Annotated in this window: 22 protein-coding genes; 8 read left to right on the forward strand and 14 right to left on the reverse strand. The window is 40.1% G+C overall.

The features are described from left to right. Nucleotides 1–39: 39 nt before the first annotated feature. From purE to CH377_RS12665, 5 genes are all read left to right on the forward strand, one after another. Nucleotides 40–528: a 5-(carboxyamino)imidazole ribonucleotide mutase gene (gene purE / locus CH377_RS12645; protein WP_100724148.1), complete on the forward strand. Its 489-nt coding sequence runs from the start codon at nucleotides 40–42 to the stop codon at nucleotides 526–528. Beyond that, a complete protein-coding gene (locus CH377_RS12650; RefSeq protein ID WP_100724149.1) occupies nucleotides 525–1,649 on the forward strand; it encodes a 5-(carboxyamino)imidazole ribonucleotide synthase in 1,125 nt (374 codons plus the stop codon). The genes purE and CH377_RS12650 overlap by 4 nt, the downstream gene beginning before the upstream one ends. 181 nt (nucleotides 1,650–1,830) lie before the next feature. After that, a complete protein-coding gene (locus CH377_RS12655; RefSeq protein WP_100724150.1) occupies nucleotides 1,831–2,883 on the forward strand; it encodes a glycosyltransferase family 4 protein in 1,053 nt (350 codons plus the stop codon). An 8-nt stretch (nucleotides 2,884–2,891) separates the two neighbouring features. Continuing rightward, nucleotides 2,892–3,629, forward strand: a complete 738-nt coding sequence (locus CH377_RS12660; protein WP_100724151.1) for a class I SAM-dependent methyltransferase — start codon at nucleotides 2,892–2,894, stop codon at nucleotides 3,627–3,629. A gap of 78 nt (nucleotides 3,630–3,707) precedes the next feature. Further along, nucleotides 3,708–4,568: a lysylphosphatidylglycerol synthase domain-containing protein gene (locus tag CH377_RS12665; RefSeq protein WP_165780476.1), complete on the forward strand. Its 861-nt coding sequence runs from the start codon at nucleotides 3,708–3,710 to the stop codon at nucleotides 4,566–4,568. An 18-nt stretch (nucleotides 4,569–4,586) separates the two neighbouring features. Here CH377_RS12665 and CH377_RS12670 read toward each other — a convergent pair whose 3' ends face one another. From CH377_RS12670 to rsmH, 8 genes are all read right to left on the reverse strand, one after another. After that, on the reverse strand, nucleotides 4,587–5,528 hold the full coding sequence (locus CH377_RS12670) for a glycosyltransferase family 2 protein (RefSeq protein ID WP_100724153.1): 942 nt from the start codon (nucleotides 5,526–5,528) through the stop codon (nucleotides 4,587–4,589). A 106-nt stretch (nucleotides 5,529–5,634) separates the two neighbouring features. After that, nucleotides 5,635–7,032 (reverse strand): UDP-N-acetylmuramate--L-alanine ligase, encoded by a 1,398-nt coding sequence (gene murC / locus CH377_RS12675; protein WP_100724154.1) that lies wholly within the window; start codon nucleotides 7,030–7,032, stop codon nucleotides 5,635–5,637. Next, entirely contained in the window at nucleotides 7,032–8,108 is a 1,077-nt protein-coding gene (locus CH377_RS12680; RefSeq protein ID WP_100724155.1) for a UDP-N-acetylglucosamine--N-acetylmuramyl-(pentapeptide) pyrophosphoryl-undecaprenol N-acetylglucosamine transferase, read from the reverse strand. Before CH377_RS12680 ends, murC begins: the two co-directional genes overlap by 1 nt. After that, on the reverse strand, nucleotides 8,105–9,256 hold the full coding sequence (locus CH377_RS12685; RefSeq protein ID WP_100724156.1) for an FtsW/RodA/SpoVE family cell cycle protein: 1,152 nt from the start codon (nucleotides 9,254–9,256) through the stop codon (nucleotides 8,105–8,107). The genes CH377_RS12680 and CH377_RS12685 overlap by 4 nt, the downstream gene beginning before the upstream one ends. Continuing rightward, nucleotides 9,253–10,365: a phospho-N-acetylmuramoyl-pentapeptide-transferase gene (mraY, locus tag CH377_RS12690; RefSeq protein ID WP_100724157.1), complete on the reverse strand. Its 1,113-nt coding sequence runs from the start codon at nucleotides 10,363–10,365 to the stop codon at nucleotides 9,253–9,255. Before mraY ends, CH377_RS12685 begins: the two co-directional genes overlap by 4 nt. A 192-nt stretch (nucleotides 10,366–10,557) precedes the next feature. Continuing rightward, complete coding sequence (locus CH377_RS12695) at nucleotides 10,558–12,060, reverse strand: UDP-N-acetylmuramoyl-L-alanyl-D-glutamate--2,6-diaminopimelate ligase (RefSeq protein ID WP_207797615.1); 1,503 nt, start codon at nucleotides 12,058–12,060, stop codon at nucleotides 10,558–10,560. Beyond that, nucleotides 12,026–12,385, reverse strand: a complete 360-nt coding sequence (locus tag CH377_RS12700; protein WP_100724159.1) for an FtsB/FtsL family cell division protein — start codon at nucleotides 12,383–12,385, stop codon at nucleotides 12,026–12,028. Before CH377_RS12700 ends, CH377_RS12695 begins: the two co-directional genes overlap by 35 nt. Continuing rightward, a complete protein-coding gene (rsmH, locus tag CH377_RS12705; RefSeq protein ID WP_100724160.1) occupies nucleotides 12,382–13,344 on the reverse strand; it encodes a 16S rRNA (cytosine(1402)-N(4))-methyltransferase RsmH in 963 nt (320 codons plus the stop codon). Before rsmH ends, CH377_RS12700 begins: the two co-directional genes overlap by 4 nt. Before the next feature lie 309 nt (nucleotides 13,345–13,653). On the opposite strand from rsmH, the gene CH377_RS12710 reads away from it, so the two are divergent. Together CH377_RS12710 and CH377_RS12715 are read left to right on the forward strand one after the other, a co-directional pair. Continuing rightward, entirely contained in the window at nucleotides 13,654–15,648 is a 1,995-nt protein-coding gene (locus CH377_RS12710) for a methyl-accepting chemotaxis protein (RefSeq protein ID WP_100724161.1), read from the forward strand. Nucleotides 15,649–15,673: 25 nt separating this feature from the next. Continuing rightward, nucleotides 15,674–17,665, forward strand: coding sequence for a methyl-accepting chemotaxis protein (locus tag CH377_RS12715; RefSeq protein WP_100724162.1), 1,992 nt, complete (start codon nucleotides 15,674–15,676; stop codon nucleotides 17,663–17,665). A gap of 26 nt (nucleotides 17,666–17,691) precedes the next feature. Here CH377_RS12715 and CH377_RS12720 read toward each other — a convergent pair whose 3' ends face one another. Genes CH377_RS12720 through CH377_RS12730 form a run of 3 tightly spaced genes read right to left on the reverse strand, consistent with a single transcriptional unit; the run spans nucleotide 17,692 to nucleotide 19,211 of the window. Then, the gene (locus tag CH377_RS12720) at nucleotides 17,692–18,042 is read right to left on the reverse strand and encodes a rhodanese-like domain-containing protein (protein WP_100724163.1); all 351 of its coding nucleotides are present in this window, start codon (nucleotides 18,040–18,042) and stop codon (nucleotides 17,692–17,694) included. A gap of 20 nt (nucleotides 18,043–18,062) precedes the next feature. Next, the gene (locus CH377_RS12725; protein WP_100724164.1) at nucleotides 18,063–18,938 is read right to left on the reverse strand and encodes a CheR family methyltransferase; all 876 of its coding nucleotides are present in this window, start codon (nucleotides 18,936–18,938) and stop codon (nucleotides 18,063–18,065) included. Between the two features lie 3 nt (nucleotides 18,939–18,941). Then, on the reverse strand, nucleotides 18,942–19,211 hold the full coding sequence (locus CH377_RS12730) for an STAS domain-containing protein (RefSeq protein ID WP_100724165.1): 270 nt from the start codon (nucleotides 19,209–19,211) through the stop codon (nucleotides 18,942–18,944). A gap of 176 nt (nucleotides 19,212–19,387) precedes the next feature. On the opposite strand from CH377_RS12730, the gene CH377_RS12740 reads away from it, so the two are divergent. Then, nucleotides 19,388–20,137, forward strand: coding sequence for a menaquinone biosynthetic enzyme MqnA/MqnD family protein (locus CH377_RS12740; RefSeq protein WP_100724167.1), 750 nt, complete (start codon nucleotides 19,388–19,390; stop codon nucleotides 20,135–20,137). Nucleotides 20,138–20,216: 79 nt separating this feature from the next. Here CH377_RS12740 and CH377_RS12745 read toward each other — a convergent pair whose 3' ends face one another. From CH377_RS12745 to CH377_RS12755, 3 genes are all read right to left on the reverse strand, one after another. Further along, nucleotides 20,217–20,891, reverse strand: coding sequence for an LIC11874 family lipoprotein (locus CH377_RS12745; protein WP_100724168.1), 675 nt, complete (start codon nucleotides 20,889–20,891; stop codon nucleotides 20,217–20,219). A gap of 84 nt (nucleotides 20,892–20,975) precedes the next feature. After that, the gene (locus tag CH377_RS12750) at nucleotides 20,976–22,331 is read right to left on the reverse strand and encodes an ammonium transporter (RefSeq protein ID WP_100724169.1); all 1,356 of its coding nucleotides are present in this window, start codon (nucleotides 22,329–22,331) and stop codon (nucleotides 20,976–20,978) included. Between the two features lie 58 nt (nucleotides 22,332–22,389). Continuing rightward, on the reverse strand, nucleotides 22,390–24,246 hold the full coding sequence (locus tag CH377_RS12755) for a SpoIIE family protein phosphatase (protein ID WP_100724170.1): 1,857 nt from the start codon (nucleotides 24,244–24,246) through the stop codon (nucleotides 22,390–22,392). Nucleotides 24,247–24,299: the final 53 nt, after the last annotated feature.

Genomic DNA, 24,299 nt, shown 5'->3' on the forward strand with positions numbered 1-24,299 from the left:
GGACTTGCCTAGAGATCGATCTTAAGGGAATTTGCAAGTGTGAAAACGAAAGTTGCTATTATAATGGGAAGCAGTTCCGATTGGGAAACCATGAAAGAAGCGGTTACCGTCCTAAAACTGTTTGGAATAGAATGTCATACCGAAATCGTATCCGCACATCGTTCTCCAGAGTTATTATTCGAATTTTCTAAATCTGCAAGATCCAAAGGTTTTGAGATCATCATCGCTGGCGCTGGTGGAGCCGCACATCTTCCTGGAATGGTGGCTTCTCTCACTACTCTACCCGTGCTCGGTGTACCTGTACAAAGCAAGGCCTTATCAGGAATGGACAGTCTTTTATCCATAGTGCAGATGCCAGGAGGAGTTCCAGTCGGAACACTTGCGATCGGAACTGCAGGAGCAAAAAACGCGGGACTACTCGCTGCAAGAATATTGTCCTTACAAGACGAAACATTATCACAAAAATTGGAACAATACAGAAACGATATCAGAGAAGAAGCATTGTCCAAAAATAAAGACCTGATATGACAAAAATTCTAGTTCCTCCTGCAAGACTTGGAGTGATGGGATCAGGACAACTCGGAAGAATGTTCGCCCAAGAAGCAATCCGAATGGGTTATCTGGTATCCGTTTATTCTCCCGAAAGAAACAGTCCTGCTTCCTTAGCCGGAGCTTCCGAAACAGTTGCTCCTTATGAGGACGAAAGCTCACTTCAAACATTTCTAAAGTCCGTAGACGCACTTACATTCGAATTCGAGAATATACCAGGCGCGGAATTAAATTTTATCTCCGAATATTCAAAAAAAAATTCTCTTCCGGTTTTCCCGAGTCCCGAGTGCATCCGCATCGCACAACATAGGATCAGAGAAAAAACATTATTTTCTAAATTAGAACTTCCTACTGTACCTTTTTATCCGATCACAAACAAAGGAGAAGCAACAAAGGCAGCAGAGACATCCAAGTTCCCTGCAGTATTAAAAACTTCTTCCTTCGGTTACGACGGAAAAGGACAAACTAAATTCAAAACCAAAGAAGAATTCAGAGCCTGGGTTGGTTCACTCGGACAAGAACCGTTAGATCTAATCTTAGAAGAATGGTATGAATTCGATAAAGAAGGTTCTGTGATCTTAGCAAGAGATCAAAAGGGAAATATACTTTGTTATTCCCCTTCCGAAAATATTCACAAAAATCATATTTTGGATACGACCATTCATCCTGGAAATTTTTCGGACTCGATCAAAAAACAAATGATAGAATCCGCTAAAATCCTGGCAGAAGGAATAGATTATGTTGGTGTATTCGGATTAGAATTTTTTATCAAAGGTGATAAAATTGTTCTAAATGAATTTGCTCCTAGACCGCATAACTCAGGTCATTTTTCCCAAAACGGAGCAAATATCTCTCAGTTCCAACTTCAATTGAGATGTCTTACAGGACTTCCCCTTCCTTCTGAACTTTCTTCTCAACCTTCTTCCATGAAAAATATCTTAGGACAAGATTATCTACCTGATTCCACTCTTTGGGCGAAGTATCTTTCGGATGAAAGGTACACTCTACATCTTTACGGCAAGTCCGATCCAAGACAGGATCGTAAGATGGGGCATTGGAATTATGTGGGAGATAAAGCGGAGAAGGCGTTTCCTCAGTAATCTCTTATAGTCTTTTTTACTTGGAAGATTGAAAACCATTTCCCAAACGAAACAATGCTAACCAAGAAATATATTGACGCTTGCAAAAAGTAAACTTTTCTATTAGTTATTGAGCAATAAAAATTTATCAAAACCAAGATTACTATTTATTTCAAGAAAATGGCCACCCGCTATTGGGGGAATGGAAACTTATTCCTTTGAGCTTTATTCTGGCTTATTGACTAAGTATAATATAAAACTTTTAACTCTTCCAGGAAAAAGCAATGGCAAGCCTCCTACCTTATTATCACTAGGGATTTTTATCGCAAAAGTAACTCTATTTTGCTTATTGTATGGACCAAAATTCGATCGGATCGTATTTACTGATACACTTTTGTTTCCGGCTGCCTTTGTTCATTTTTTAGTAAATAGAAAGGCAAAACGTATCTCAGTCTTACATGGACTGGATTTAGTATATTCGAATCGGAATGGATTTAGTTCAATTATATACGGATTCGTTCTTAATTTAATTGTAAGTATCCGAAAGATTTTCTTTAAAATTGTTACAAATTCACGTTCAACACAATCTTTAGCAATTTCAAAAGGATTTGATAATACGTTAATTATTGTACCCTCATTACCAAACCAAGGGTTCACTTCTAATCTACCTAATGTTTTCACAAAGCCGGATAAATATTCGGTCAGTAAACATCCAATTTTTTACTTCGGAAGATTAATCCCTCGAAAAGGCTCTTTGTGGTTTGCTAAAGAAGTTTTACCCAATTTACCTGATGAAGTATGCTTTTTCATTTCCGGTACCATAAACGATCCTGCATATGCTGAAGAATTATTTTCCTGCCCTAAGGTAGTATATTTAGGAACAATCCCAGGAAACGAAATTGTAAATTATATTCGTTATAGCTCTCTGGTAGTTATGCCTAACATAAAAATCCCCGAGAGCACTGACAGAGAAGGATTCGGATTAGTGGCCATCGAAGCCTCGTCTGTTGGATGCAGATTGATCGCGAGCGATTTGGAAGGCCTATCAGATGCGGTTAAAGACGGTGTTACCGGTTTTCAAGTTTCTCCCAATGACCCCGTAAAATGGATCGATAAAATCCTAGAATTACTTTCTCAGTCACAAAAAGAAAAAGAAGAATGGACCCGCTCTTCCGCGGCCGCCACCAGGGAAATCTATTCTCAATCCTTAATGGTGAGTAAATTTTCAGATTTGTTAGAATCCGAATCAAATTAGAAATAACGATGGCAAAATCAGAAAATACGGATTTAAAACCGCATGCGATTTTAGATGAAAGCTCAAGATATCAAAAAGCGAAAAAAATCCATCTTCTTGCAGAAAAATTCGGACTACGTAAGAAAGGGACCTTACTCGAAGTGGGGACCGGATCCGGTTTTATCGCTGCTTATTTTACGAAAATATTTGCAGAAGTAAATTCTGTCGATGTGAATGATCAAAGACAAACTGTCGAAAACATACGTTTCAAAAAAATAGAAGACACAAAACTTCCTTTTAAAGAGGAATACTTTGATTTAGTAATTACAAATCATGTTATAGAGCACGTTGGCAATTATGAAAAGCAAATAGATCATCTGAAAGAAATCTCCAGAGTATTAAAAAAAGATGGGATGTTATATTTGGCTGTCCCTAATCGTTGGAGACTCATTGAACCTCATTATAAACTACCTTTGCTGAGTTGGCTCCCACGTTTTTTTTCTGATTTATATGTAAGACTAAGTGGGGAAGGAGATTTTTATGATTGCTTCCCACTCTCAAGATCGGCCGCATTTTCGATTTTAAAAGAGACTGGATTCGAAGTAAAAGAGGCAACATTGGAGGCAATCCAGATATACGCGGAAATAGAGTCCCAACATCCTATCATTAAATTCGTCACCTCGCTATTGCCATCTTGGATTTATATTCCTTTAATGCCATGGATGCCGACTTTAATATTCGTTTGTAAAAAAAATCTTAGGTTTTAATTGATGAATAAAAAAAGAATAAAGTTTATATTAACTCTTCTTTTCGTTTGCATCTCTTTCGGTTTTTTCGCCTTTTATTTGTATCGAAACTATCAAAATTTACCATATATCCATTGGAATGCCCAAACCGTTTTAGTTAGTGTCCTCGCCTTATTCATATATACGGGGAATTTTTTAATTGCAGGAACCATTTGGTTCATCCTCCTAAAAGACTACGGCGCAAAAATAGAATGGAAGGAAACGTTAAGGATAATATCTGTCTCACAATTTGGAAAGTATCTTCCTGGTAATATCGGCCAACATGTTGGAAGAGTCGTTTTAGCGAACGAAAAAGAAGTTCCAATTATAACAACACTCCAAACCCTTTTCATAGAATCGGCTATTTTAGCAATCGCTGGAATATCCATCAGCGTTCTCGGATTTTTTTTCTACAGTTTTCAAAGCTTTCATGATTCTCGAATCGTGATCATCCAGCTTATTGTATTGGCCTTAGTTGCATTATTCCTTCCAAAATTTTTCTTTTTTATAGTAAATCGATATGCAAAAGGAAGATTACTGAAATTTACAGGAGGAGTTCAATTACGAATTCCTAAATTATTCGCTTTAATTCAAGTAAGTGTTTTATATATTATCACATTTTTTAATATTGGAATTGTTTTAGATCTTATTGCAAAAAATATATTCGAATATCCGGATAGCAATATCTTCCTCTTAACAACCGCTTTTGCTTGGTCTTGGATACTTGGATATTTGACACCTGGAGCACCTGCAGGCCTCGGCATCCGGGAAGCGATTATAGTTGCGAGTCTTTCTTCACAATATGAGCCAGGAATCGCGATCGGACTTAGTGTTATCTTACGATTTATAACAACAATTGGTGACGGAGCAGTATTTTTAATTGCTTCTTATTATAAAAAGATTCATCAAACTTTAAAATAAAACCCTAAGAACCTATATTTACTGCTTTGAAAAGGTTCTCTTCTTCTCATAATACAAAATTTCTTCATGCAATTTGCGATTCATCCCGATCAAAAAAGCTAGGATCGCGGAGACCATGAACAACCCAGAAATAATTACTAATACTACGGCAAATAATAGAGATTGCACATGCCCCTTTCCAATCCCTAAATAGAAAAAGATCAGAAACCGGATCGCAATTGCCAACGCAGGAATAAACGCGGTAACCGCTAAAACGCCAAAAAATTGAAAAGGTCTATAGATGATCAATAACCTTATCAAAGAAGTTCCGGACTTCCACATATGTTGGAAAATATTTTTAAATAGCCTGGACTTTCGAGTTGGTGGATTCGTAGGGACCGGTATTGAAGAAACAGTCAGATCCATTTTGACTGCTTGCACGATCGTATCTAAAACATAAGAAAATTTAGTAGTTACATTCAGCCTTAAAAGACTCTCTCTGGAATAGGCTCTAAATCCGGAAACTGTGTCCGGAATATCAGTACCGATTAAATTTCGAACAACCATATTCCCAAACCATTGTAGAGTTTTCTTTAAAGGAGAAAAATATTCCACCTTCCAAGGCTCTCTATTTCCGATCACTATGTCCGCAGAACCATTTACGACTGGAGCAATTAGATCGGAAATATTAGAGGAAGGATACTGATTGTCTGCATCGGTATTTACAAAAATGTCCGCGCCACTTTCTAGAGCAACTTCTACTCCGGACTTGAAAGCTCTACCTAGTCCTAAGTTTTTTTTGTGGGAAATAATTTTACAACCGTATGAAGCGGCAATCTCTGAGGTACGATCTGTGGAACCATCATCCACGATCTGAATTTCTATCGTTTTGATACCGGGGATCTTTTTAGGGATCTCAGCGAGCACCGTAGAAAGAGTTTTTTCTTCGTTATAACAAGGGATGTTAATTACTAACTTCATCCTACTGCTTGTCAGGATGAGTGATTTTCATGATTCGTCCAATACTTTTTAAGATGTATCGGACTTTGAGTAAGTAATAAGCTTATTCGAAATTCTAAAATAGAATTTAGGACTTCAAGAATTCCAATCCCCAGTCCCGAACATTTCCCGCTCCTAAACTTACAAATACATCTCCCGATTTAAGTAGATCTTTCAATATAGAAAGATCCGCACCCAAATTTCCTGAAAGGATTTTGGGCCTTATCCTCATCTTGTCAGCGATAAGCTCAGAGGAGACTCCAGGGATTGGATCTTCTCCGGCAGAATATATGGGAAGAAGTAGAACTGTTTCCACTTGGTCCAAACTTTTGGCGAAGTCCTGGTATAAGTTTTGGGTTCTGGTATATCTATGAGGTTGAAATAAGATCACCGGCTTTCCTCTTCCTCCAGAAAGCTCTCTGATAGAAGAAAGAACAGCCTGAACTTCAGTCGGATGATGCCCGTAGTCATCATAAATATCCACACCATTCTTATTTCCGATATATTCTAATCTGCGTTTGACTCCTGCGTATCCTGAAACAGATTTAGCAGCTTCTTTAGGATCTGCTCCTAACGAATAGGCAGCAAGAACTCCCGCAAGTGAATTCGTAAGATAATGTTTACCGGGAAACCTGGAACTGATCTCGAATTCTTTCCCGTCTAAAAAGAATACTAACTTCTTATTTTCTATTTTATAATGTACTAAATTTCTGAAATTTTTCGATTTGAGGTTTATTTCGGAAGAAGAGGTAAATCCGAAAATTTTAGATTTGTCCTGTATAAGTTCTAGACAATCCGATATTCCGGGATCATCCAAGTCCAGGACCACGGTTTGGGTCCCGGAAGAAATAAATTGGGAGAATGCTTCTAATAATTTCTCCCTAGTATGATAGAAGTCCAGATGGTCCTCATCTATATTCGTGAGAATACGCACCTGCGCCTTATGATTTAAGAATGTGCCATCCGATTCGTCAGACTCAAAAACCCCTATCTTACCGGACGAAAATCTACCGCCCACTCCATTCAGAAAAGAAACATCTCCCCCCACCATCACGGAAGGAAAATACCCCAGATCATTGAGTATATGTGCGGTCATCGCGGTGGTCGTAGTTTTTCCGTGAGAACCGCCGACTGCGATACAAGTTAAATGTTCAAAACAAAGATGTAAAACTTCTGATCTATGAAAGAATCGAATCCCTTTTTGTTTAAAGAAAATAGCAATCGGATGAGAATCCAAACGGATCGCAGAAGAATAAATAGCCGCGTCGTATTCAACATTCTCTCCTAGATCAGAAAGTTTGGAGAATATTTTTACTCCCTTCTTCCCTAAGTTTTCAGTGACTTGGCTTTTTTTACCATCATAGCCTGAAACTTCGAAACCCGCGTCCGCCAATATATGCGCCAGGCTTGACATACCGGAGCCGCCGATCCCAAGAAAAAAAGGTTTAGAAAATCCTAATCTTTGTTGGATAGAATTTTTTCCCATTATTTAGTATTTTCGAAAAAGAAACTGGCAGTTTCGGTAGATGCATCCACATGAGAACATTCTAATGATCTAATAGACATTTCATTTAAAAGTTCAGGTTTCTCTGCATATTCATTCAGGATACGGAATAATTTACTTTCATCCTCATCCCTTTGTTCGAGCGAAGCAGCTGCACCATTTGCCTCCATATACTTCGCATTTGCAGTTTGATGATCATCTTTTGCAAATGGATATGGAATAAGGATCATAGGAAGTGCATAAGCCGCACATTCAGAAAGAACTCCAGAACCGGAGCGAGCTATAACTAAATTGGCCCATTCATAATGTTCAGCCATATTATCCGAATAAGAAATAAGATCTGCATCTTTTGTTTTTTTCGAAACTTCGTCGTATAATGCAGTACCCGTAAGCATCCTAAAACGGAATCGTTCCTGGATCACTTCATGTTTCATCAGGTTGACTACCATATTATTGATCTGTCTTGCCCCCTGAGAGCCACCCATTACCAAAACGTTAAATTGTTTTTTCTTTTTAGGATCCCATTTTTCGCTGAACTTCAAAGCGAGCTTAGGTACGGTTTTGGATCTTAAAGGATTTCCTAATATTTCCCAACTACAGGAAACTTTTGTATCCTTAGGGGGAAAACTAAAGGCGACTTTGTCCGCGAATCTAAAGAAGATACGATTTACTTTTCCAGGAATACAATTCTGCTCACATAGATACAATTTTTTCCCAAAAATAACAGCATATAAAAGAGCAGGAACGCTGGAATATCCACCCATACCGATCACTGCATCCACGCTGAGTTGCCTAAACTTGATCCAAGATCGGATAAGTTGGAATACGTATCTAATAGGTAATAAAAGAATATTTCCGGAAAGAGAAGGAGTATTATGCCAGACGACTTCGCAAGGAGCTTGTTTCAAATCTGGATTATCCTTATTTCGGATAAGAGAATGTAGGAAAACGTTAGAGATACCTAAGGAATCTTTTCGACTTACAAGACTTTCTGCGAGAGCGACCCCTGGGGAAATATGCCCCCCGGTCCCACCGGCTGCGATTAAAACCGATCTCATACGCCTATGTTTTCTTTTCTGGTTATATTGACAAGAATTCCGAAGGCCGCCAAAACCACGAGAAGTGAAGAACCTCCGTAGCTCATAAACGGTAAGCTGATCCCTGTGATTGGGAATAGCCCTGTTACCACATAACTATTGATAACGAATTGGGTACCTAAAATGAAAAGTAAACCCGCTCCCAAATAAAAACCGAAAGGGTCCTGTACTCTTTTTAGTAAAACATAGACTCTGGAAAGAAGTATCATTACCAAAGCAAAGAAGAATAAGAAACCGATAAACCCAAAGTCCTCCACATAGGTAGCAAGAACAAAGTCAGTATGACTATACGTTAGATATCTATGAGCATATCCGCTGGCTAATTTATTTCCAAACCAACCTCCATCTAAAAATGCCCTAAAAGAGGTCACTAATTGATGGCCTTCGTCATAACGAAAACGATATGGGTCCAACCAAACTTCCATTCTTTTTCTTCTATAACCTACCTGGCTGATCAGAAGATACGCTAAAGGAAGAGATACCAATCCTACAAGAAGAAGATTCCTAACTGGAAATCCAAACAAGAAAACGAAAGCTATCACCACGAATAAAATTTCCATCGTGGTTCCGAAAGCTGGTTCTGCTAAGATAAGTATTAGGACCGCTAGTAATAAAATTGCAGGAAGAATGAACTTCTTAGGATCTCTAGTCTCTTTCAATTTGAGTTTTACAATGAGAGAAGATAGATAAACTACAACAGCCAATTTTGCAATTTCAGAAGGTTGTAACTGATACGGCCCTATCCCGATCCATCTATGGAAGTTTCTTCCGTAGTAAGTCCCTACGGATTTTCCAACTCCTGGAATAAAAACTAAAATTAAAAGCAAAACGCTGATTATCATTCCGCCTAACGCGAATCTTTCTAAACGTTTATAAGGAAAATTTGCAAAGAAGAAAAATACTACAAGGCCAATGGTCGCCCATGCTAATTGTTTTTTTAGAAAATATTCAGAGTCTTGGAATTCTCTCCATGCAGTCACGGAGGAACTGGAATACATTACACATATTCCAAAAAGTAAAAGAAAGAATACTGCCCCAACTAGGACCAGATCGAAGGGGGAACCGGGAGATTCCCAAAAATCTTTGAACTTTCTCCCGAGAGCCTTCATTGAATTTTTAAACTAGATAAGGAGATGATCGCAAGAATGATCGCTGCGATCCAAAAACGAATTACCACCTTTGTTTCAGGAACTCCTCCCAACTCAAAATGGTGATGTAAAGGTGCCATTCTAAAAATTCTTTTTTGGGTCAGCTTAAAAGAACCCACTTGCAAGATTACCGACAATGATTCTGCAACAAAGATCCCACCCAGAATGATAAGTAGGATCTCTTTTTTCAACATCACACAAGTAAGTCCGATAGTAGCTCCCAAGAACAATGATCCAGTATCTCCCATAAAAACTTGTGCCGGATGGCTATTGAACCAAAGAAATCCGATCAAAGCTCCGGTTAAAGCAGCAAGGAATACACTATACTCATGAGCATGAGGAAGATAAGGAATATTCAGATAGTTTGCTGCCACAGGTGTTCCGGAAACATACGCAATCAACCCAAGAGTCCCAACCACAATCCCTGCAGTTCCACCGGCAAGACCGTCCAAACCGTCAGTTAGGTTTACTCCATGAGAAGATCCTAATATTACTAAAATTGAAAATGGGATCGCCAAATAACCCCAGGATAGAATCGGCCCTTTTACGAAAGGTAGGAATAAATCAGTCAAATGGAATAGGATCTTACCTGTTGTACCTTTTGGAGCTTCTCCAGTAGAATACAAGAACACTACACAAAAGATCGCAGCCAAAACTACTGAAACTGCAAACTTAGTGCGAGCTCTCATTCCACCTTTGATCTTTTTTACGGATTTCATATAATCATCTATGAATCCCAAAGTAGCGAAAGAAATAGAACAAACGAGTAATAGAAGAATATTAGAATTTCTTAAATTTCCCCAAAGGAGAACGGACACGACCAAGGCCGATACGATCATCAAACCACCCATGGTCGGGGTTCCTGACTTTGCGCTATGAGATTTTGGTCCGTCATCCCTTACACTTTCTCTGAATTTTAATCCGTGTAAGAAATCGATCACTCTTCCCCCAAACCAAAAAGTCAGGAACATAGAAGTTAATCCTGCCATCAAAGCTCGAACAGTTACATAGCTAAAAAGTCTTAAGGAATCTAGGTCTTGGAAAAATCTTTCGTATAAAAAATAAAACATATCGTTTCTATGAAGACAGATTCGCCCGCGCCAAGTACGAGTAAACGTAAAAAAGAAAATCTTCTTCTCTGTCTTAATTATCGACGCAAGTCAGGATCTGAGACATTTTTTTTGGATTAGGGTCCGCGCAAGATCAACTATAGTCGCACTGCTCCGGAAGCCCGGGAGAGCCGGACTATGGACGCTCGAAAGTTAGATACCGAATGCCTTTCGGATCTCTTCTCCATCATCAAAATGTCTTTTATCTCTGCCTATGATCTGGTAGTCCTCATGCCCTTTTCCGGCTACAAGAAGACAACCCCCCTCTTTTAAGTGAGAGACCCCGTAAAGAATCGCTTTTGCCCTATCTGCCTCTCTAAGCATCGGAGAATATCCGCTAGTAAAACCTGCTTGTATATCATCCAAGATACTCTCCGGGTTTTCTGTCCTTGGGTTATCTGAAGTAAGTATCACTTTATCCGCAAGTTCTTGGACGATTTTTGCCATCTTAGGGCGTTTAGTTTTATCCCTGTCCCCTCCACATCCAAAAAGTGCGATAAGCTCCTTTGGTCTGGATTCCCGGATACTTCTTAAAATATTCTCCAATGCATCCGGAGTATGGGCATAATCCACAACAGCCATGCGAGACTTATCTTTGCTATAATAGATCTGGAATCTTCCTGGGATCTGAGGAATACTTTCCAATGCAGTTAATAGTGATTTTTTCTCCCAGCCTAAACCAAGTGCAGTCACAAATGAAAGTGCAGTGTTCCTAACATTAAACCCGCCAAGAAGATTGGTGCTGATATCCGTATCTCCTCCCCAGTCATCCGAAAGTCGGATTTGGTAAGAAGTTTTTTCCAAAGAGAATGCCTCGGAATGGATCTCGAATTCTCCCGAACTTCTTCCAAGAGAAAAAATTTTAAGGTTCGGAGAAGAAGTTTCCACAGCGGATTTAAAATCTTTTCCACCTGGAGCATCCGAATCTATCACACCGAAAGTTTCCGGATTCAAAGCTACGGAAGAAAACAAAAGGGCCTTACTATTTAGATAATCTTCCATATCCGGATGAAAATCCAAATGATCCTGAGTAAGATTAGAAAATACTCCCACTTTAAAATGGACTCCGTTCGTTCTTCCCAGTTTTAATCCGTGAGAACTTGCTTCCATAAAAACATATTCCACTCCTGAATCATACATTTCTTTCAGAATGGATTGTAGGCTACTTGGATCAGGGGTTGTATATCCTGTGTCGGATAAAACTCCTTTAAATTTAACACCAGTGGTTCCAATGATACCGCAAGATTTTCCTTGAGACTCTCCAAGATAAGCCAAGATATGAGTTAAAGAAGTTTTACCGTTTGTTCCGGTAACTCCTATCACTTTTAGCTTGGAAGAAGGATCTCCTAAAATGATAGAAGCAATCGGCCCGGCTAAACTTTCCGGATCCAGGTCAGTTTTAAGAACGATCTTATTATCTAATTTCGGAATTTTTAATTTAGATCCTATTAATATATATTTAGAGGAAGAAGTCTTGGCATATTCTGCACCTTTATCACCGGAAGAATCAGGAAGGCAGAATAGATCATTCGGTTCTAATTTTCTGGAATCTGTGCGGACAAAGTTGAAGGTTTCATCCGAAGTATAAGATCCTGAACTTATTTTGATATCTGGAAAAAGACTAAGGAGCTCTGAAAGTTTCAAGTTCCGCCTCATTTCTTTCTGGAGGAAGAGTCACTGTAATGATCCGATCGCCCACTGTGATCGGTAAATAATGATATGTTTTACGATACAACGCTTCTATCCTACGAGCAGAAGTATATGTCGCCATTCCGATCTTTAAATCATCATTCTTCTTTAAAAGTTTTTCTTTTTCTTGGGAAGCAATAGCAAGTTCTCGGTTCAATCTAGAGACCTGAACATTCTGCCAAACGAATAAAAGTGCGATGCTAAAAGGAGCTAGAACCCAACCGAATATCCTAAACAAAAAACCTAGATCGGGCCAAAGATGAAGGGATAAAAATTCTGAAACTCTGCTCATTCTTCTTCGTCCTCCTCCTCCTCTTCTTCAATATCGGTAGGAAGTGATTTATGTATGACACGTAATTTTGCAGAACGGGACGCAGGATTTTCTTTTGTCTCGATATCCGATGGGAGCACAGGCTTCTTGGTAAGAAGTTTAGCTTCTCCGTCTCTCGCATAGTCCCTGAATAAATTTTTAATGATCCTGTCTTCCAAGGAATGGAAAGAGATCACTTGTAAGAGTCCACCTTTTGCAACCAGATCCAAAAGTTTTTTGACCCCAATCTCTATATGAAGAAGTTCCTGATTCACTTCTATCCTTAAGGCTTGGAAAACTCTTGTAGCAGGATGCCTTCCTGGAGGCCAAAATTTTCTAGGAATCACTCTGGAAACCAATTGTGCGAGATCTCCAGAGTAACCGATCCTAGAATGTCTTCTTCTTTCTAAGATAGCTTCTACAATCTTCTTGGTCCAACGCTCTTCGCCGTACTCGTAAAATATTTTGCTTAGAGCTTTTTCAGGATAAGTATTAATTACATCTTCCGCAGAGATACCACCGGCAGAAGAAAGTCTCATATCTAAAGGTTCGTTTTCCCTAAAACTGAAACCTCTTCCCGCATGTAATAGGTGAAATGTAGAAATCCCCAAATCCAAAAGGATACCGTCGGGAGGATTGGAAACACCGAAGCCGTTCAAGAACTCGGAGTCAAGGTCCGAAAAATTGGCTTCAATAGGAATAACTCTGGAAGAATACGCGGAAAGTCTTGCTTGGGCCCTGGAGAGCATGACCGAGTCTCGATCTACCAAAACCAGCTTAGAATTTGGAAACTGCTCTAAGAGTAGAAGACTATGTCCTCCTTCTCCCGCTGTTCCGTCCAAAAAAAGAAGTTCTCGGTCTTTATCGAACACGGAAAGGAAGAAAGAAATTATCTCCCGATAGAGCACCGAATAATGGACAGGTTCCAAGTCGTTTTCCAAGTTCTACCCGCTTATCCAAAAGGCAACCAAGAACCATGCCGTTTTTTTATTCTTTCAGGGGTTTGTTAGAACTCCAACAACTGTGACAAAACCAATACTTACCATAATCCGAAATGAGTATGATTATAAACTCACTAACGTGAAAGCACTAATGTCTTGACTGTCCTAGTTTCCTAGGTAGAATGCCTCCGTTCCAACTTCTCGATAAATAAAAATCCGCTCTGGTGACAAAGGTCTGAAAGGAATTGTCCGATTAGGCCGACGAATTATTGTAACTCTTAGCCTCCTCAGGAAGGCCTTATTATAAGTATGCAAAAAAGCAGTTTAAAGTTCATTCTTCTAGGCGCTGGCATCGTCATTCTTACTGTACTAACGTTATTGATCTCGGGTAATGCCTACTATTTCGGTCAAAAAAAGATCACAGAAAATCATTTAAACCAAATGCAGAATGTGGTAGCGGTGGTTGCTCAAGAGTTCGATGCATTCTTACTCTCTCATACCAATGTGGCTAAAACATTGGCTGCAGATCCAAGGGCAATACAAACTGCACTCACAGGTAAACCGATCGCCGGTGACTTCTTTAAAGAAGTACACCAAAGATACGGTATTTACGAAAACATTTTCGTGATGAGCCTGGATGGACAAAAAAGAATTTTAGCAGATAGTTTGGGCGGAAAGTCCTTGGGTTATAGAGCGCAAGGAGACGAGCTAAAAGAAAATATCATCGCAGTACAAGAAGGAAAACATTATTTAGGTCCTCCTCAAAAATCTCCAATCACCGGACTTCCTGTTGCAGTGATCTCCGTTCCGATCCGTAGCGGCGCAAATATAGTCGGAGTATTGAACATAGCACTCTCTTTCGAAGATGTTTCCGAAAAAGTAATCAATAAGATCCGTATCGGAGAACAAGGTTACGTTTCCGTAATGAGCCAAACAGGCCTCGTGATCGCTCACCCTAAAAAAGAAATGATCATGAACTTGAATGTGGCCAAAGAACCTTACGGCCAAAAAATGTTAGAATTAAAGAGTGGAGAAATTTTCGAATTCAGTTTTAAAGGTGCGGATCGTTACTCCACTATTTTCAGATTGGACCAATGGAGAATGTCAGTAATTGCAATCCAGCCCAAAACAGAGATCAGAGAAGCATTAGGAGAACTATTACTCTCCATCGGATTAATCAGTTTGGTCACAGTTGGAATTTCCATTTTCCTACTTTATGTTCTTTTAAAGAAGAGATTGGATCCATTAGTGAATGCTAGCAAACTCTTCCAGATCATGGCACAAGGCGATCTGACCTCAGACATTCAAGTTGTATATAGCGACGAGATTGGTGCCATGAGTGCGGATCTGAATTCTTTTATTTCAAGCCTTAGATTTTCTCTCAAGGATATCCAAAGAATTGCAATGGAACTTGCGTCTTCCGCGGAAGAATTAACAGTCTCTTCCCAGAGTTTTGCTACAGGAGCTCAGTCCACCGCTGCTTCTTCCGAACAAATGTCTGCTACTGTTGAAGAAATGTCGGCAGGTATGGAAAATATTTCCTCGGTCACAGATAGGCAATATTCGAATATATTAGAATTTCATACTAAGATAAAGGAACTATCTTCCGGAGTCAGAAAGATCGGCTCTGAGATCAAAAATACTCTACAAATAGCTGAGTCCATCTCCCAAGAAGCAAAAAGAGGAGAAAGCTCACTAACTGGAATGAGTAATATGATAGAAAATATCCTGAAATCTTCCGGAGAGATGAAATCTATCATCGGTATCATTAACGATATTTCCGACCAAACACAACTTCTCGCATTGAATGCAGCGATAGAAGCTGCTAGAGCGGGAGAAGCAGGAAAAGGATTTGCAGTCGTCGCAGAAGAAATTTCCAAACTTTCAGTCAAAACCGCTTCTTCTATCAAATCCATTGGTGAGATGATCAATAAGAATAATTCGGAATTGGATGAAGGCGCTAAAGGAATTCGTTCTTCCGTAGAGATACTACATAGCATTATCAAAAACGTGGACTCGGTTGGAGAAGCGATGAATCATCTATTCGAGATTACTTCTGCACAAGAATCAGTGAACAAATCCGTAGACGAACAATCTGATCGTGTTGGAACAGAAGCAGAAGGCGTAAAACTCGCAACCGATGAACAAAAAAGAGCAGTGAGAGAGATCGCTCAAGTAATCACTCAAATAAATGAACATACTTTAAATACTGCATCAGGTTCCGAACAAATGTCCTCGTCTGCTCAGAATCTCGCAACTACTGCCGAAGTGCTGAAAAATATAACCGAAAAATTTAAAATATAATCCGATCCAGATTCGACTCAACAAAATGCAAAGAAACAGTTTAAAGATCATTATACTCGCAGTAAGTACAATTACTATAGTCCTACTTACTGTCGGGGTTTCCTCCTTCGCATACTTTACCGCAAAAAAATATGTGGAAGAAGCTTATATAGACGAGATGAAAAAGATCTCGAAGCTCGCGGGAAAGCATATCAAGTTCTTCTTCGATCAACAGGCAACTTTGGCGGAATTCGTTAATTCCAACACCCCATTTGTCAAAGCAACAATTGCAAAAGATAAGGGAAGTCTAAATCCAACACTTGCAAACGTATTCAAAAAATTTGATACTTACGAGAATGTATTTTTATCTACGCCGGAAGAAAATCCCTTAGTATTCGCTGATGCTACTGGAAAAGCGATTAATTTCCGCTGGGGAGGGACCGGTTTTGACGCAAACATCAAAGCCGCATTAGAAGGAAAAAATCTTTTAAGTAAGGTAAATCCTTCTCCTGTGACAGGAGAAGCAGTTGCTGTTCTTACTGTTCCGACCAAAGACGGAAACCAAGTTGTAGGTATCTTAGGCTTTGCGATCTCACTTAGCAAAATGACAGAAGCAATCGTCAGTGGGATCACAATCGGATCGGACGGATATATCGCAATCACCGACATGAACGGAGTAGTCGTAGGACATCCAGACAAATCGCTCATCTTAAAGCTGGATCTAAGTAAAACGGATTGGGGCAAAAAACTAATGACCCTTCCCTCTGAGCAGCATATGGAGTATTTTTTTAAAAAGGACAAAATTGCAACAGTCTATGATGTTCCAGAATACGGGTTAAGAGTTTCTGCGGTGGTATCAAAAGACGAACTTGCAGAAGTAGTTCACCAAATGTTATTCAGGATCATCGCATTTGCACTCGTCTTCCTGGTCGTTTCTATATTTATTATTTATAAAATAGTGAATGTTCGCCTTCATCCTTTACAGGAAGCGAGGGAATTATTCCGCTCCATGTCTACTGGAGACTTAACAGCAAGTCTAAAAGTTTATCATGAAGATGAGATAGGAGATCTAAGCAAGGACACCAACTCTTTCTTAGAAAGTTTAAGAACTTCCGTAAGGGATATCCAAAAAATTTCCCAAGAACTTGCGGCTTCCGCAGAAGAACTATCTGCGAGTTCGGAAAACTTCTCCAATGGAGCACAGTCCACAGCGGCCTCTACGGAAGAAATGTCGGCCACTGTAGAAGAGATGTCCGCAGGGATGGACAATATTTCCGGCTCCATCTATAATCAGTATGCGAATATTTCACAGTTCCAGATCAAGATCACAGAACTTTCTCAAAGTGTGAACCAGATCGGAAACGAAGTCCAAGCTACCCTGAATATGGCAAAATCGATTTCCCTCCAGGCAAAAAAGGGAGAAGAATCCCTTTCCGGAATGAATGCAATGATCTCGAATATCTTGAAATCATCCGGAGAAATGACCGCGATCATCGGGATCATCAATGATATCTCGGAACAAACTCAACTTCTTGCATTGAATGCAGCGATAGAAGCGGCAAGAGCCGGAGAAGCAGGAAAAGGATTTGCAGTCGTTGCGGAAGAGATCTCTAAACTTTCAGAAAAGACAGCCTCTTCTATCAAATCCATTTCTGCAATGATCAATAAAAATACCGGAGAGTTGGATAGCGGAGCAAAAGGGATACAGGCATCTACAGAGATCATTCACGCGATTATCCGGAATGTGGATCAAGTTTCCGATGCGATGGACAGATTATATTCCATAACCGGTTCCCAAACGGATATAAACCAAGCTGTAACGGATAACGCAGGGAAAGTAAGGATCGAATCCGAAGCGGTAAAATTAGCCGCAGACGAACAGAAAAAAGCTGTTTCGGAAATTTCTCAAGTGATCATGCAGATTAACGAGCATACGATCAATACTGCATCAGGAGCGGAACAAATGTCCTCTTCTTCCAGAAACCTATCGAATACGGCGGAGATACTCAAAAATATCTCCGAAAAATTCAAACTCTGATCGTTTAGGATATTAAACTAAAAGATTCACTCGGAAACGACGGAGAATAGACGGTCTATTCTCCCTGCGTCCCTTACTTGGGAAAAACCTTCTTCTTCTAAGAAAGTTTTCGCTCTCAGGCTACGGCCTCCCGATTGGCAATATAGGATAATCTGTTTATCCTTAGGTCCCAACTCTTCCACTCTAGAAGACAGACTATCGATTGGAATATTAACTGCGCCAGGAAAATGACGCTTTTCATATTCGTTAGGACTTCTTACATCCACGACTAAAGCGCCCTTCCCCACCCATTCTGCGAGTTCCTTATCTTCTCTATTTTTGCAGGAGGAAAAGGAAAAAAGAGAGAGCATTATAAAAACATAAAATACTTTGAACATAGGATTTTCTCCGACAAATATCAAATTTTAGGTTTTTTCTGATAAACAGTATGACCTAAGAACTTATATGCTTCTGAGATCCCAAAAAGAGTCTCGGAATGGCCGATCACCAAAAGTCCTCTATCCTTCAAAACATGCTCGAAGTTCTCGAAAATTTTCTTTTGGGTAGGCTTGTCGAAATATATAATCACATTCCTGCAAAAGATACAATCCATCTTCTCCCTTATCGGATAAGGAGTTTCCAAAAGATTTACCTTATGGAATTCGATCATGGATTTAATCTCAGGTTTTACCTGATAAGTATCCTGATTTTTTCCGGAGAGGTCCTTCACTTTCAGAAAATATCTTTTTTTAAGAGCTTCACTCACAGGTTCTAAACGATCCGCTTTATAAATACCTTCTTGAGCGGTTTGTACTACATTCGTATCAATATCGGATGCATATATTTTAATATCCCAACCAGGCTTATGCATAAAATATTCAGCACATGTGACGGCTATAGTATAAGGCTCCTCACCTGTCGAACAAGCGCTGGACCAGATACGGAGCTGCTTTTTCCCGGACTTCAAAGCCTTCTCCTCAACGGAAGGAAAGAAGGTTTCTTTTAGAAATTCAAAATGATGGTTTTCTCGGAAAAAATCAGTTTTGTTAGTTGTAATACGATTGATGAGTTCGGTGAGTTCACTTTGGAAAAACTTACGGTCAGCTTGCAGGCCTCGGATATATTCCGAAACATTCTGCATCTTATGCATTCTTGCCCTGGAATTTAACCTGGATTGGACCATTATCTTTTTATGATCCGCCAAGAATATTCCGGTTTCCTTATACATCAAATCCTTGATGAATTTGAACTCTTCGTCCGTGATCTGAGAGAAACTGGAAAAATTATCATCCATAAATCAGCGAATACCCAATGCCTGGTCCAGAGAGACTAACTTAATAATTTCCAATAATTTAGGGCTAACATTAATCGTTTCCAAAAGTACACCCTGGCCTCGAAGACGATTTGCAAAAGCAACCAGGGTCCCTAAAGCGACCGAGGTAAGCACCTGCACCTCATCCAGATCCAAAATTACAGAAGCAGGATTCCCTTCTACGTGAGAATTCAAATAGGCACGCAAAGCCTCATGATCACCGTTTAGGATCTCATAATCTACTTTGATCAACATCGGTTTCGACGGACTCATTCCATAGATTGGACGAACAGGTCCCTACCTCGGAATACAGTCGGGAAACAGCCTGGAAAAGGAAAGGAAAAACTATTTTTTCTGGCTTAGAAGGGAAGCGTCGTTTTTCTGGTAAATAGGCTAAAAAAACGGATCTTTTTTCTGGAAAAAAACAATAAGTGAGAATTGGAATCGTCAAACATCTGAATGCCCGTCCCCTAACGTGGGGATTCGAGCAGAATTCAGAACATAAAGTTGTCCCGGAAAATCCCTCCCTTTTAAAGGATTATTTATTACGTGGCCTGGTAGATGTTGGGCTAATATCCTCCATCGAATGTCTACGAAACGAGGATGTTCTTTCCGTTTCCATGAAAGTCGGAGTCTGCGCCTCTAAGCAAGTCCGCTCCATTAAGTTTTTCAAAAATAAAAAGGAAGCCTACCCCCCTTATCGGATCCTCACAGACAACGGCTCGAGGACCAGCATGGCCTTGGTCAGAGTATTAGTACATAATGATTCTGGAAAATTACCGGAAGTAGCCCCCACAGACCCTAAGATCATTAAAGAAGAAATTTCTATCGGCAGAGGCTCCCATATGCTTTTCGGGGACAACGCATTATTCGCAGAATGGGATCCGGAAGTTTACGAAGTAAAAGACCTGGCAGAATGGTGGTACGAGACCACTGGGACTTCTTTTATATTCGCTCTATGGGCTTCTAAAAAACCATTGGAATTACCTGACAGCTTCTATGAGGATTCCTTAAAATACGGCTTAGCTCATATCGAAGAGATCATCCAAAAAGAATCCAGACTTCCATCCGATCTAGTCAGAACTTATCTTACTGAAGAACTACATTACGAAATCACAGAAAGCGATCGCAAGGGCTTTGAATTATTTGGAAAATATTGTAATGACCTGGGGATCTTGTAAGCACAAGCTTGCCAACGTTGCTCAAAGGGCAATGTGCCGTTAGGCCTTCGCGGCAGGCACCCAATCTCCACATAGAAAATTAGAAGACGAAGGTGATCCGATAGTCCCAGGACTTATTCCCGAACTTCTCCACAGTGTCCGCAAGAGGCAATCTATAAGCAAGTCTTCCTAAACTTTGTTCTCCACGGTTCGTATAACAAACGGAAGTGATCGGAAAATTCACTTTGAAGTTAAGTGCATTTCCTCGGATCAATCTCAAAGTTTCGCTCAAGACCTTTTTCTCTCCATCCATCTGCATAGATTCCAAAGATTTACTGATGGAAGGGAATTCTCTTTTAATATATATAGTATTCGCCTTCTCTTTTTTGATCTGAACATTTCCAATAAGTACATTTTCTAACTGAGAGATATCGCTGAAGTCTACCTTATAAGTAACCTTCGCTTTTTCGCGGAATACGCCGGGTTCTGCTTCTGAACTTTCTAATTTTTGGAAGGTATAATCTTTTAGTACGAGGCTTTTAGAAAAAAATCCCTTGTTCAACCTATTCTGGATCTCTTCCTTTCTGGTAGGAAGAAATTTGATCAGTGATTCTTCCGACTTACGTTTAGTAGGAACCACATAAGAGATTTCCAAAGTGCCACTTAGGTTGGAATTAATGGTCAAAGTTTCTTCGTATTCGAAGCAGCCGAAAAAAAGGAAACAGAGTAAGAAAAGCGATTTTTGGAAGAAGCGGATGGAAAAACCCGAACGCATACCTCAATTCGGGCGGAACCTTTCTTTTTCGTCAACGTAAAAGAAAACCCCCGCAGTCGGCTGCGGAGGTTTTCGTAAATCCGATTATTTGGAAATCGGATATGCTTCGTTTCCGTGCTCCAGAATATCCAGACCTTGGATCTCTTCGTCTTCAGAAACTCTTAGACCGATGGTAAATCTGAGCGCTAAGAAGATCACTAAACTCGCTCCGAATGCCCAAACAAATCCAATCCCTACACCTTGTAGCTGAACCAATAACTGCTCGATACCGCCACCGAAGAATAGACCGTTCACTCCGCCAAAAGCCTGCTCTGCGAATAGGCCTACAGCGATAGTTCCCCAAGCTCCACAAACTCCGTGAACTGAAACAGCCCCCACAGGATCGTCCACTTTGATCTTATCAAAGAATAATACGCTGAATACTACGAGCACCCCGCCTACAAGTCCGATGATGATCGCAGAACTGATACTTACGTTCGCGCAAGGAGCTGTGATTGACACAAGTCCAGCCAAGGCACCATTCAAAGAAAGACCTATATCCGGTTTTTTGAAAAGTATCCAAGTTACTACCATGGAAGAAACCGCACCAGCAGCTGCCGCAAAGTTAGTCGTAACTGCGATGATAGCGAAAGTTCCTCCGCCCACGGAAGTAGTAGACCCTGGATTAAATCCAAACCAACCCAACCATAGAATAAAAACCCCAAGGGCCGCAATCGTCATGTTATGACCTAAGATAGGAAGAACTTTCCCATCCTGGTATTTTCCAATACGAGGTCCGAGAACTATTGTTCCGGCAAGTCCTGCCCATCCACCTACAGAGTGCACTACAGTGGAACCTGCAAAATCTATAAATCCTGCTTCTACCAAATAACCTTTGTTATCCGGGTTAAATAAATTGGACCAACCTATCGAACCGAAAATTGGATATACAAATGCAGTGATCAATACGGAGAAAATTACGTAATCTACGAACTTGGTTCTTTCTGCCATAGCTCCCGAAACGATGGTTGCAGCAGTTCCCGCAAACACCAATTGGAATATGAAGAATGTAAACTTGCTCGGATCAGGTTTTCCATCCACCATCAAAAGGCTATCAGCCAAAGATATGGAACCGAATCCGATACCGCTAATAATCTGAGGCCCGAACATGATCGAAAATCCGATCAACCAGTACGCCAAAGAACCCAGAGAGAAGTCCATGAAGTTCTTCATGAGAATATTCACTGTATTTTTTGCTCTGGTAAACCCGGCCTCGACTAAAGCGAAACCTGCTTGCATAAAAAATACCAAAAAGCCCGCGATACAGGTCCATAACCAGTTCGTCTCATCTCTTAATATTGCAACTGCGCTTAATGCGGATTCGGCAGTCGCAGGATCGGCTTCATCAGCCCAAATTCCGCTCGAGGCAAAGGCGAGCGTAAGTAATATCAATATGCGCATATTTTTCCTAAATCTCCTATATATTTTTTGAACACGATTCCTGAACTTCGCTTATTAATTAAACCGCTTCTTTTCTTTGTTCCGAAACGACTAGATCTCCTGATTTTCTTTTTACTAATTCCTCCAACTTTTTAAGGGAAATTTTTAGATACTCATTCGTAGGCGCACTTTTGATCCCTTGCTGAAGGACCTTGATCGCCTTAGGAGTTTCATTATCTTTCAAATAACATCTAGCTAGTCTCAAGCTGGACTTTGCGTATGTATGATCGATTGCGAGAGAACGTTTTAATGCCCTCTTAGCCTCCGGAATATTTTCCAGCTCGTAATACGCTCTTCCTAATAGATAATGAATATGCTCGGATTCTTCTCCGCTGGTTTTGATATATTTCTCTAAGAACTGTACGCTCTTTTCAAAATTTCTATCTCTGTAATACATTTTTCCAAGAAGTACCAAACTGTCTTTGAGAGACTCGTCCATAGAGAATACTTCTAAAGCTTTGTCGTAAGCGACTTGGTCTTTCTTTGCTTTCGCGGCAGATTTTGCTAAAGAAAGTAATGTTTTAGCTTTTCCAAGCTCAGGATTGCATTGGAGTGCGAGTAAAGAAACGTCGTCTCCATTTCTCATATCTCCTTTATATCTTTTGAATCTTCCGATCAATGAACCGACTAAGTCTGCAACATAGATCTTATCTCTTTGTTCTTCTATGGTCGATTTTTCTTGGCGGATCCATTCTATAAAACGTTGGTTCCCTAATTCTTGGCGTTGTTCATTTTTCTGTTCCGTAATACCATCAGTAGGTAGAAATAGAATATCTCCAGGTAAGATCCTTCCGTGTTTCTCTTCGAAATTACTTCTTTCTACTTCGAAAATACCAAGAGGGACTCCTTGGGTATCCAGCTCTTCTATTCTTCCATGACCGTTATGGTAATGTAACATTTTTTGGTGAGCTGCATTCACATAGGAATAAGTGTAATCACTATAAACCTTCAGGATAAATGCAGTGAAATAAGTTCCATCCGGAAGCTGTGGCCGGATGGATTCACCCAACTCGGCCAAAGTTTCGGATAGTCCCATACCAAGGGAAGTACAACGTTGGAATTGATAGTGGATGGACATTGTGACTAACGCGGCAGGAATACCGTGCCCAGACACATCCACTATGATCGCAGTAATCGAGTTTCCTTGTCGGACCACATTAAAGTAGTCTCCGGAAACTTCGGTCATTGGTTCATAATAAGTTCCGAAATGTAAACCGTTCCAAGGAGCGATCGTTGTCTCTACGATCTGGCTTTGGACGTTACGGCCCATTCTCATATCCCATTCCAATTGTTTCAGGATCTGAGCCTCTCTTTCATTCGCATGGACCAAACCTTGGATCAAACGAACGCTTGTAATTGCAAGAGCAAGCTGGGAACCGAGTGCTTCTAAAATTTCTAGATCATCTTCTCTATAAAAAAATTCGGTGTCTGATTCTACGGCGATTGTACCTAAACAATCTTCCTTATACATAATCGGAACACACATAACGGCCCGAGTGGTTTCTCCCTCGTCTATGTATTCCGCATGATGTGTTAAATCCTGGATAAGCAAAGGCATACGGGTCTTAAAAGTGAATCCCGAATAACCTTCATCCTGACTGAGGTCTCTGCGAGGTGGAATTGTTTCTTTAAAGAAGCGAGAAGGAACCAAAAGATTTCCTCTCCACATCCTGAGGGTGGTATTATCACACTCAAAGATATCTTTACAGAGGCTTATTACGATATCATAAAGTTCCTCTTCCTTATCCGCGTTTGCGAATTCCTTACTGATATAAAGAAGGATATCGATCTTATTTTTTTCGGTTAAACCGCCGACGACTTTCCTTGCACCTCGGAAGCTAACTACTTTTCTTTGCCCAAATTTGAGTTCTATCATGGTCAAGCACCTCTACGTATCCGATTCTTTTTCTCTTTGGATTCGTTTCGCTC

The sequence above is a fragment of the Leptospira haakeii genome (assembly GCF_002812045.1).
Classification (GTDB): Bacteria; Spirochaetota; Leptospiria; order Leptospirales; family Leptospiraceae; genus Leptospira_B; species Leptospira_B haakeii.

Coding starts and splice junctions, on each gene's coding strand:
- CH377_RS12670 (WP_100724153.1), bottom strand. CDS start 5,528: ATGAAGTTAGTAATTAACATCCCTTGTTATAACGAAGAAAAAACTCTT.
- CH377_RS12700 (WP_100724159.1), bottom strand. CDS start 12,385: ATGAGCAGAGTTTCAGAATTTTTATCCCTTCATCTTTGGCCCGATCTA.
- CH377_RS12655 (WP_100724150.1), top strand. CDS start 1,831: ATGGAAACTTATTCCTTTGAGCTTTATTCTGGCTTATTGACTAAGTAT.
- CH377_RS12650 (WP_100724149.1), top strand. CDS start 525: ATGACAAAAATTCTAGTTCCTCCTGCAAGACTTGGAGTGATGGGATCA.
- CH377_RS12730 (WP_100724165.1), bottom strand. CDS start 19,211: ATGTTGATCAAAGTAGATTATGAGATCCTAAACGGTGATCATGAGGCT.
- CH377_RS12725 (WP_100724164.1), bottom strand. CDS start 18,938: ATGGATGATAATTTTTCCAGTTTCTCTCAGATCACGGACGAAGAGTTC.
- murC (WP_100724154.1), bottom strand. CDS start 7,032: ATGGGAAAAAATTCTATCCAACAAAGATTAGGATTTTCTAAACCTTTT.
- CH377_RS12710 (WP_100724161.1), top strand. CDS start 13,654: ATGCAAAAAAGCAGTTTAAAGTTCATTCTTCTAGGCGCTGGCATCGTC.
- CH377_RS12720 (WP_100724163.1), bottom strand. CDS start 18,042: ATGTTCAAAGTATTTTATGTTTTTATAATGCTCTCTCTTTTTTCCTTT.
- mraY (WP_100724157.1), bottom strand. CDS start 10,365: ATGTTTTATTTTTTATACGAAAGATTTTTCCAAGACCTAGATTCCTTA.
- CH377_RS12750 (WP_100724169.1), bottom strand. CDS start 22,331: ATGCGCATATTGATATTACTTACGCTCGCCTTTGCCTCGAGCGGAATT.
- CH377_RS12695 (WP_207797615.1), bottom strand. CDS start 12,060: ATGAGGCGGAACTTGAAACTTTCAGAGCTCCTTAGTCTTTTTCCAGAT.
- CH377_RS12685 (WP_100724156.1), bottom strand. CDS start 9,256: ATGAAGGCTCTCGGGAGAAAGTTCAAAGATTTTTGGGAATCTCCCGGT.
- CH377_RS12680 (WP_100724155.1), bottom strand. CDS start 8,108: ATGAGATCGGTTTTAATCGCAGCCGGTGGGACCGGGGGGCATATTTCC.
- CH377_RS12755 (WP_100724170.1), bottom strand. CDS start 24,246: ATGATAGAACTCAAATTTGGGCAAAGAAAAGTAGTTAGCTTCCGAGGT.
- CH377_RS12660 (WP_100724151.1), top strand. CDS start 2,892: ATGGCAAAATCAGAAAATACGGATTTAAAACCGCATGCGATTTTAGAT.
- CH377_RS12715 (WP_100724162.1), top strand. CDS start 15,674: ATGCAAAGAAACAGTTTAAAGATCATTATACTCGCAGTAAGTACAATT.
- CH377_RS12745 (WP_100724168.1), bottom strand. CDS start 20,891: ATGCGTTCGGGTTTTTCCATCCGCTTCTTCCAAAAATCGCTTTTCTTA.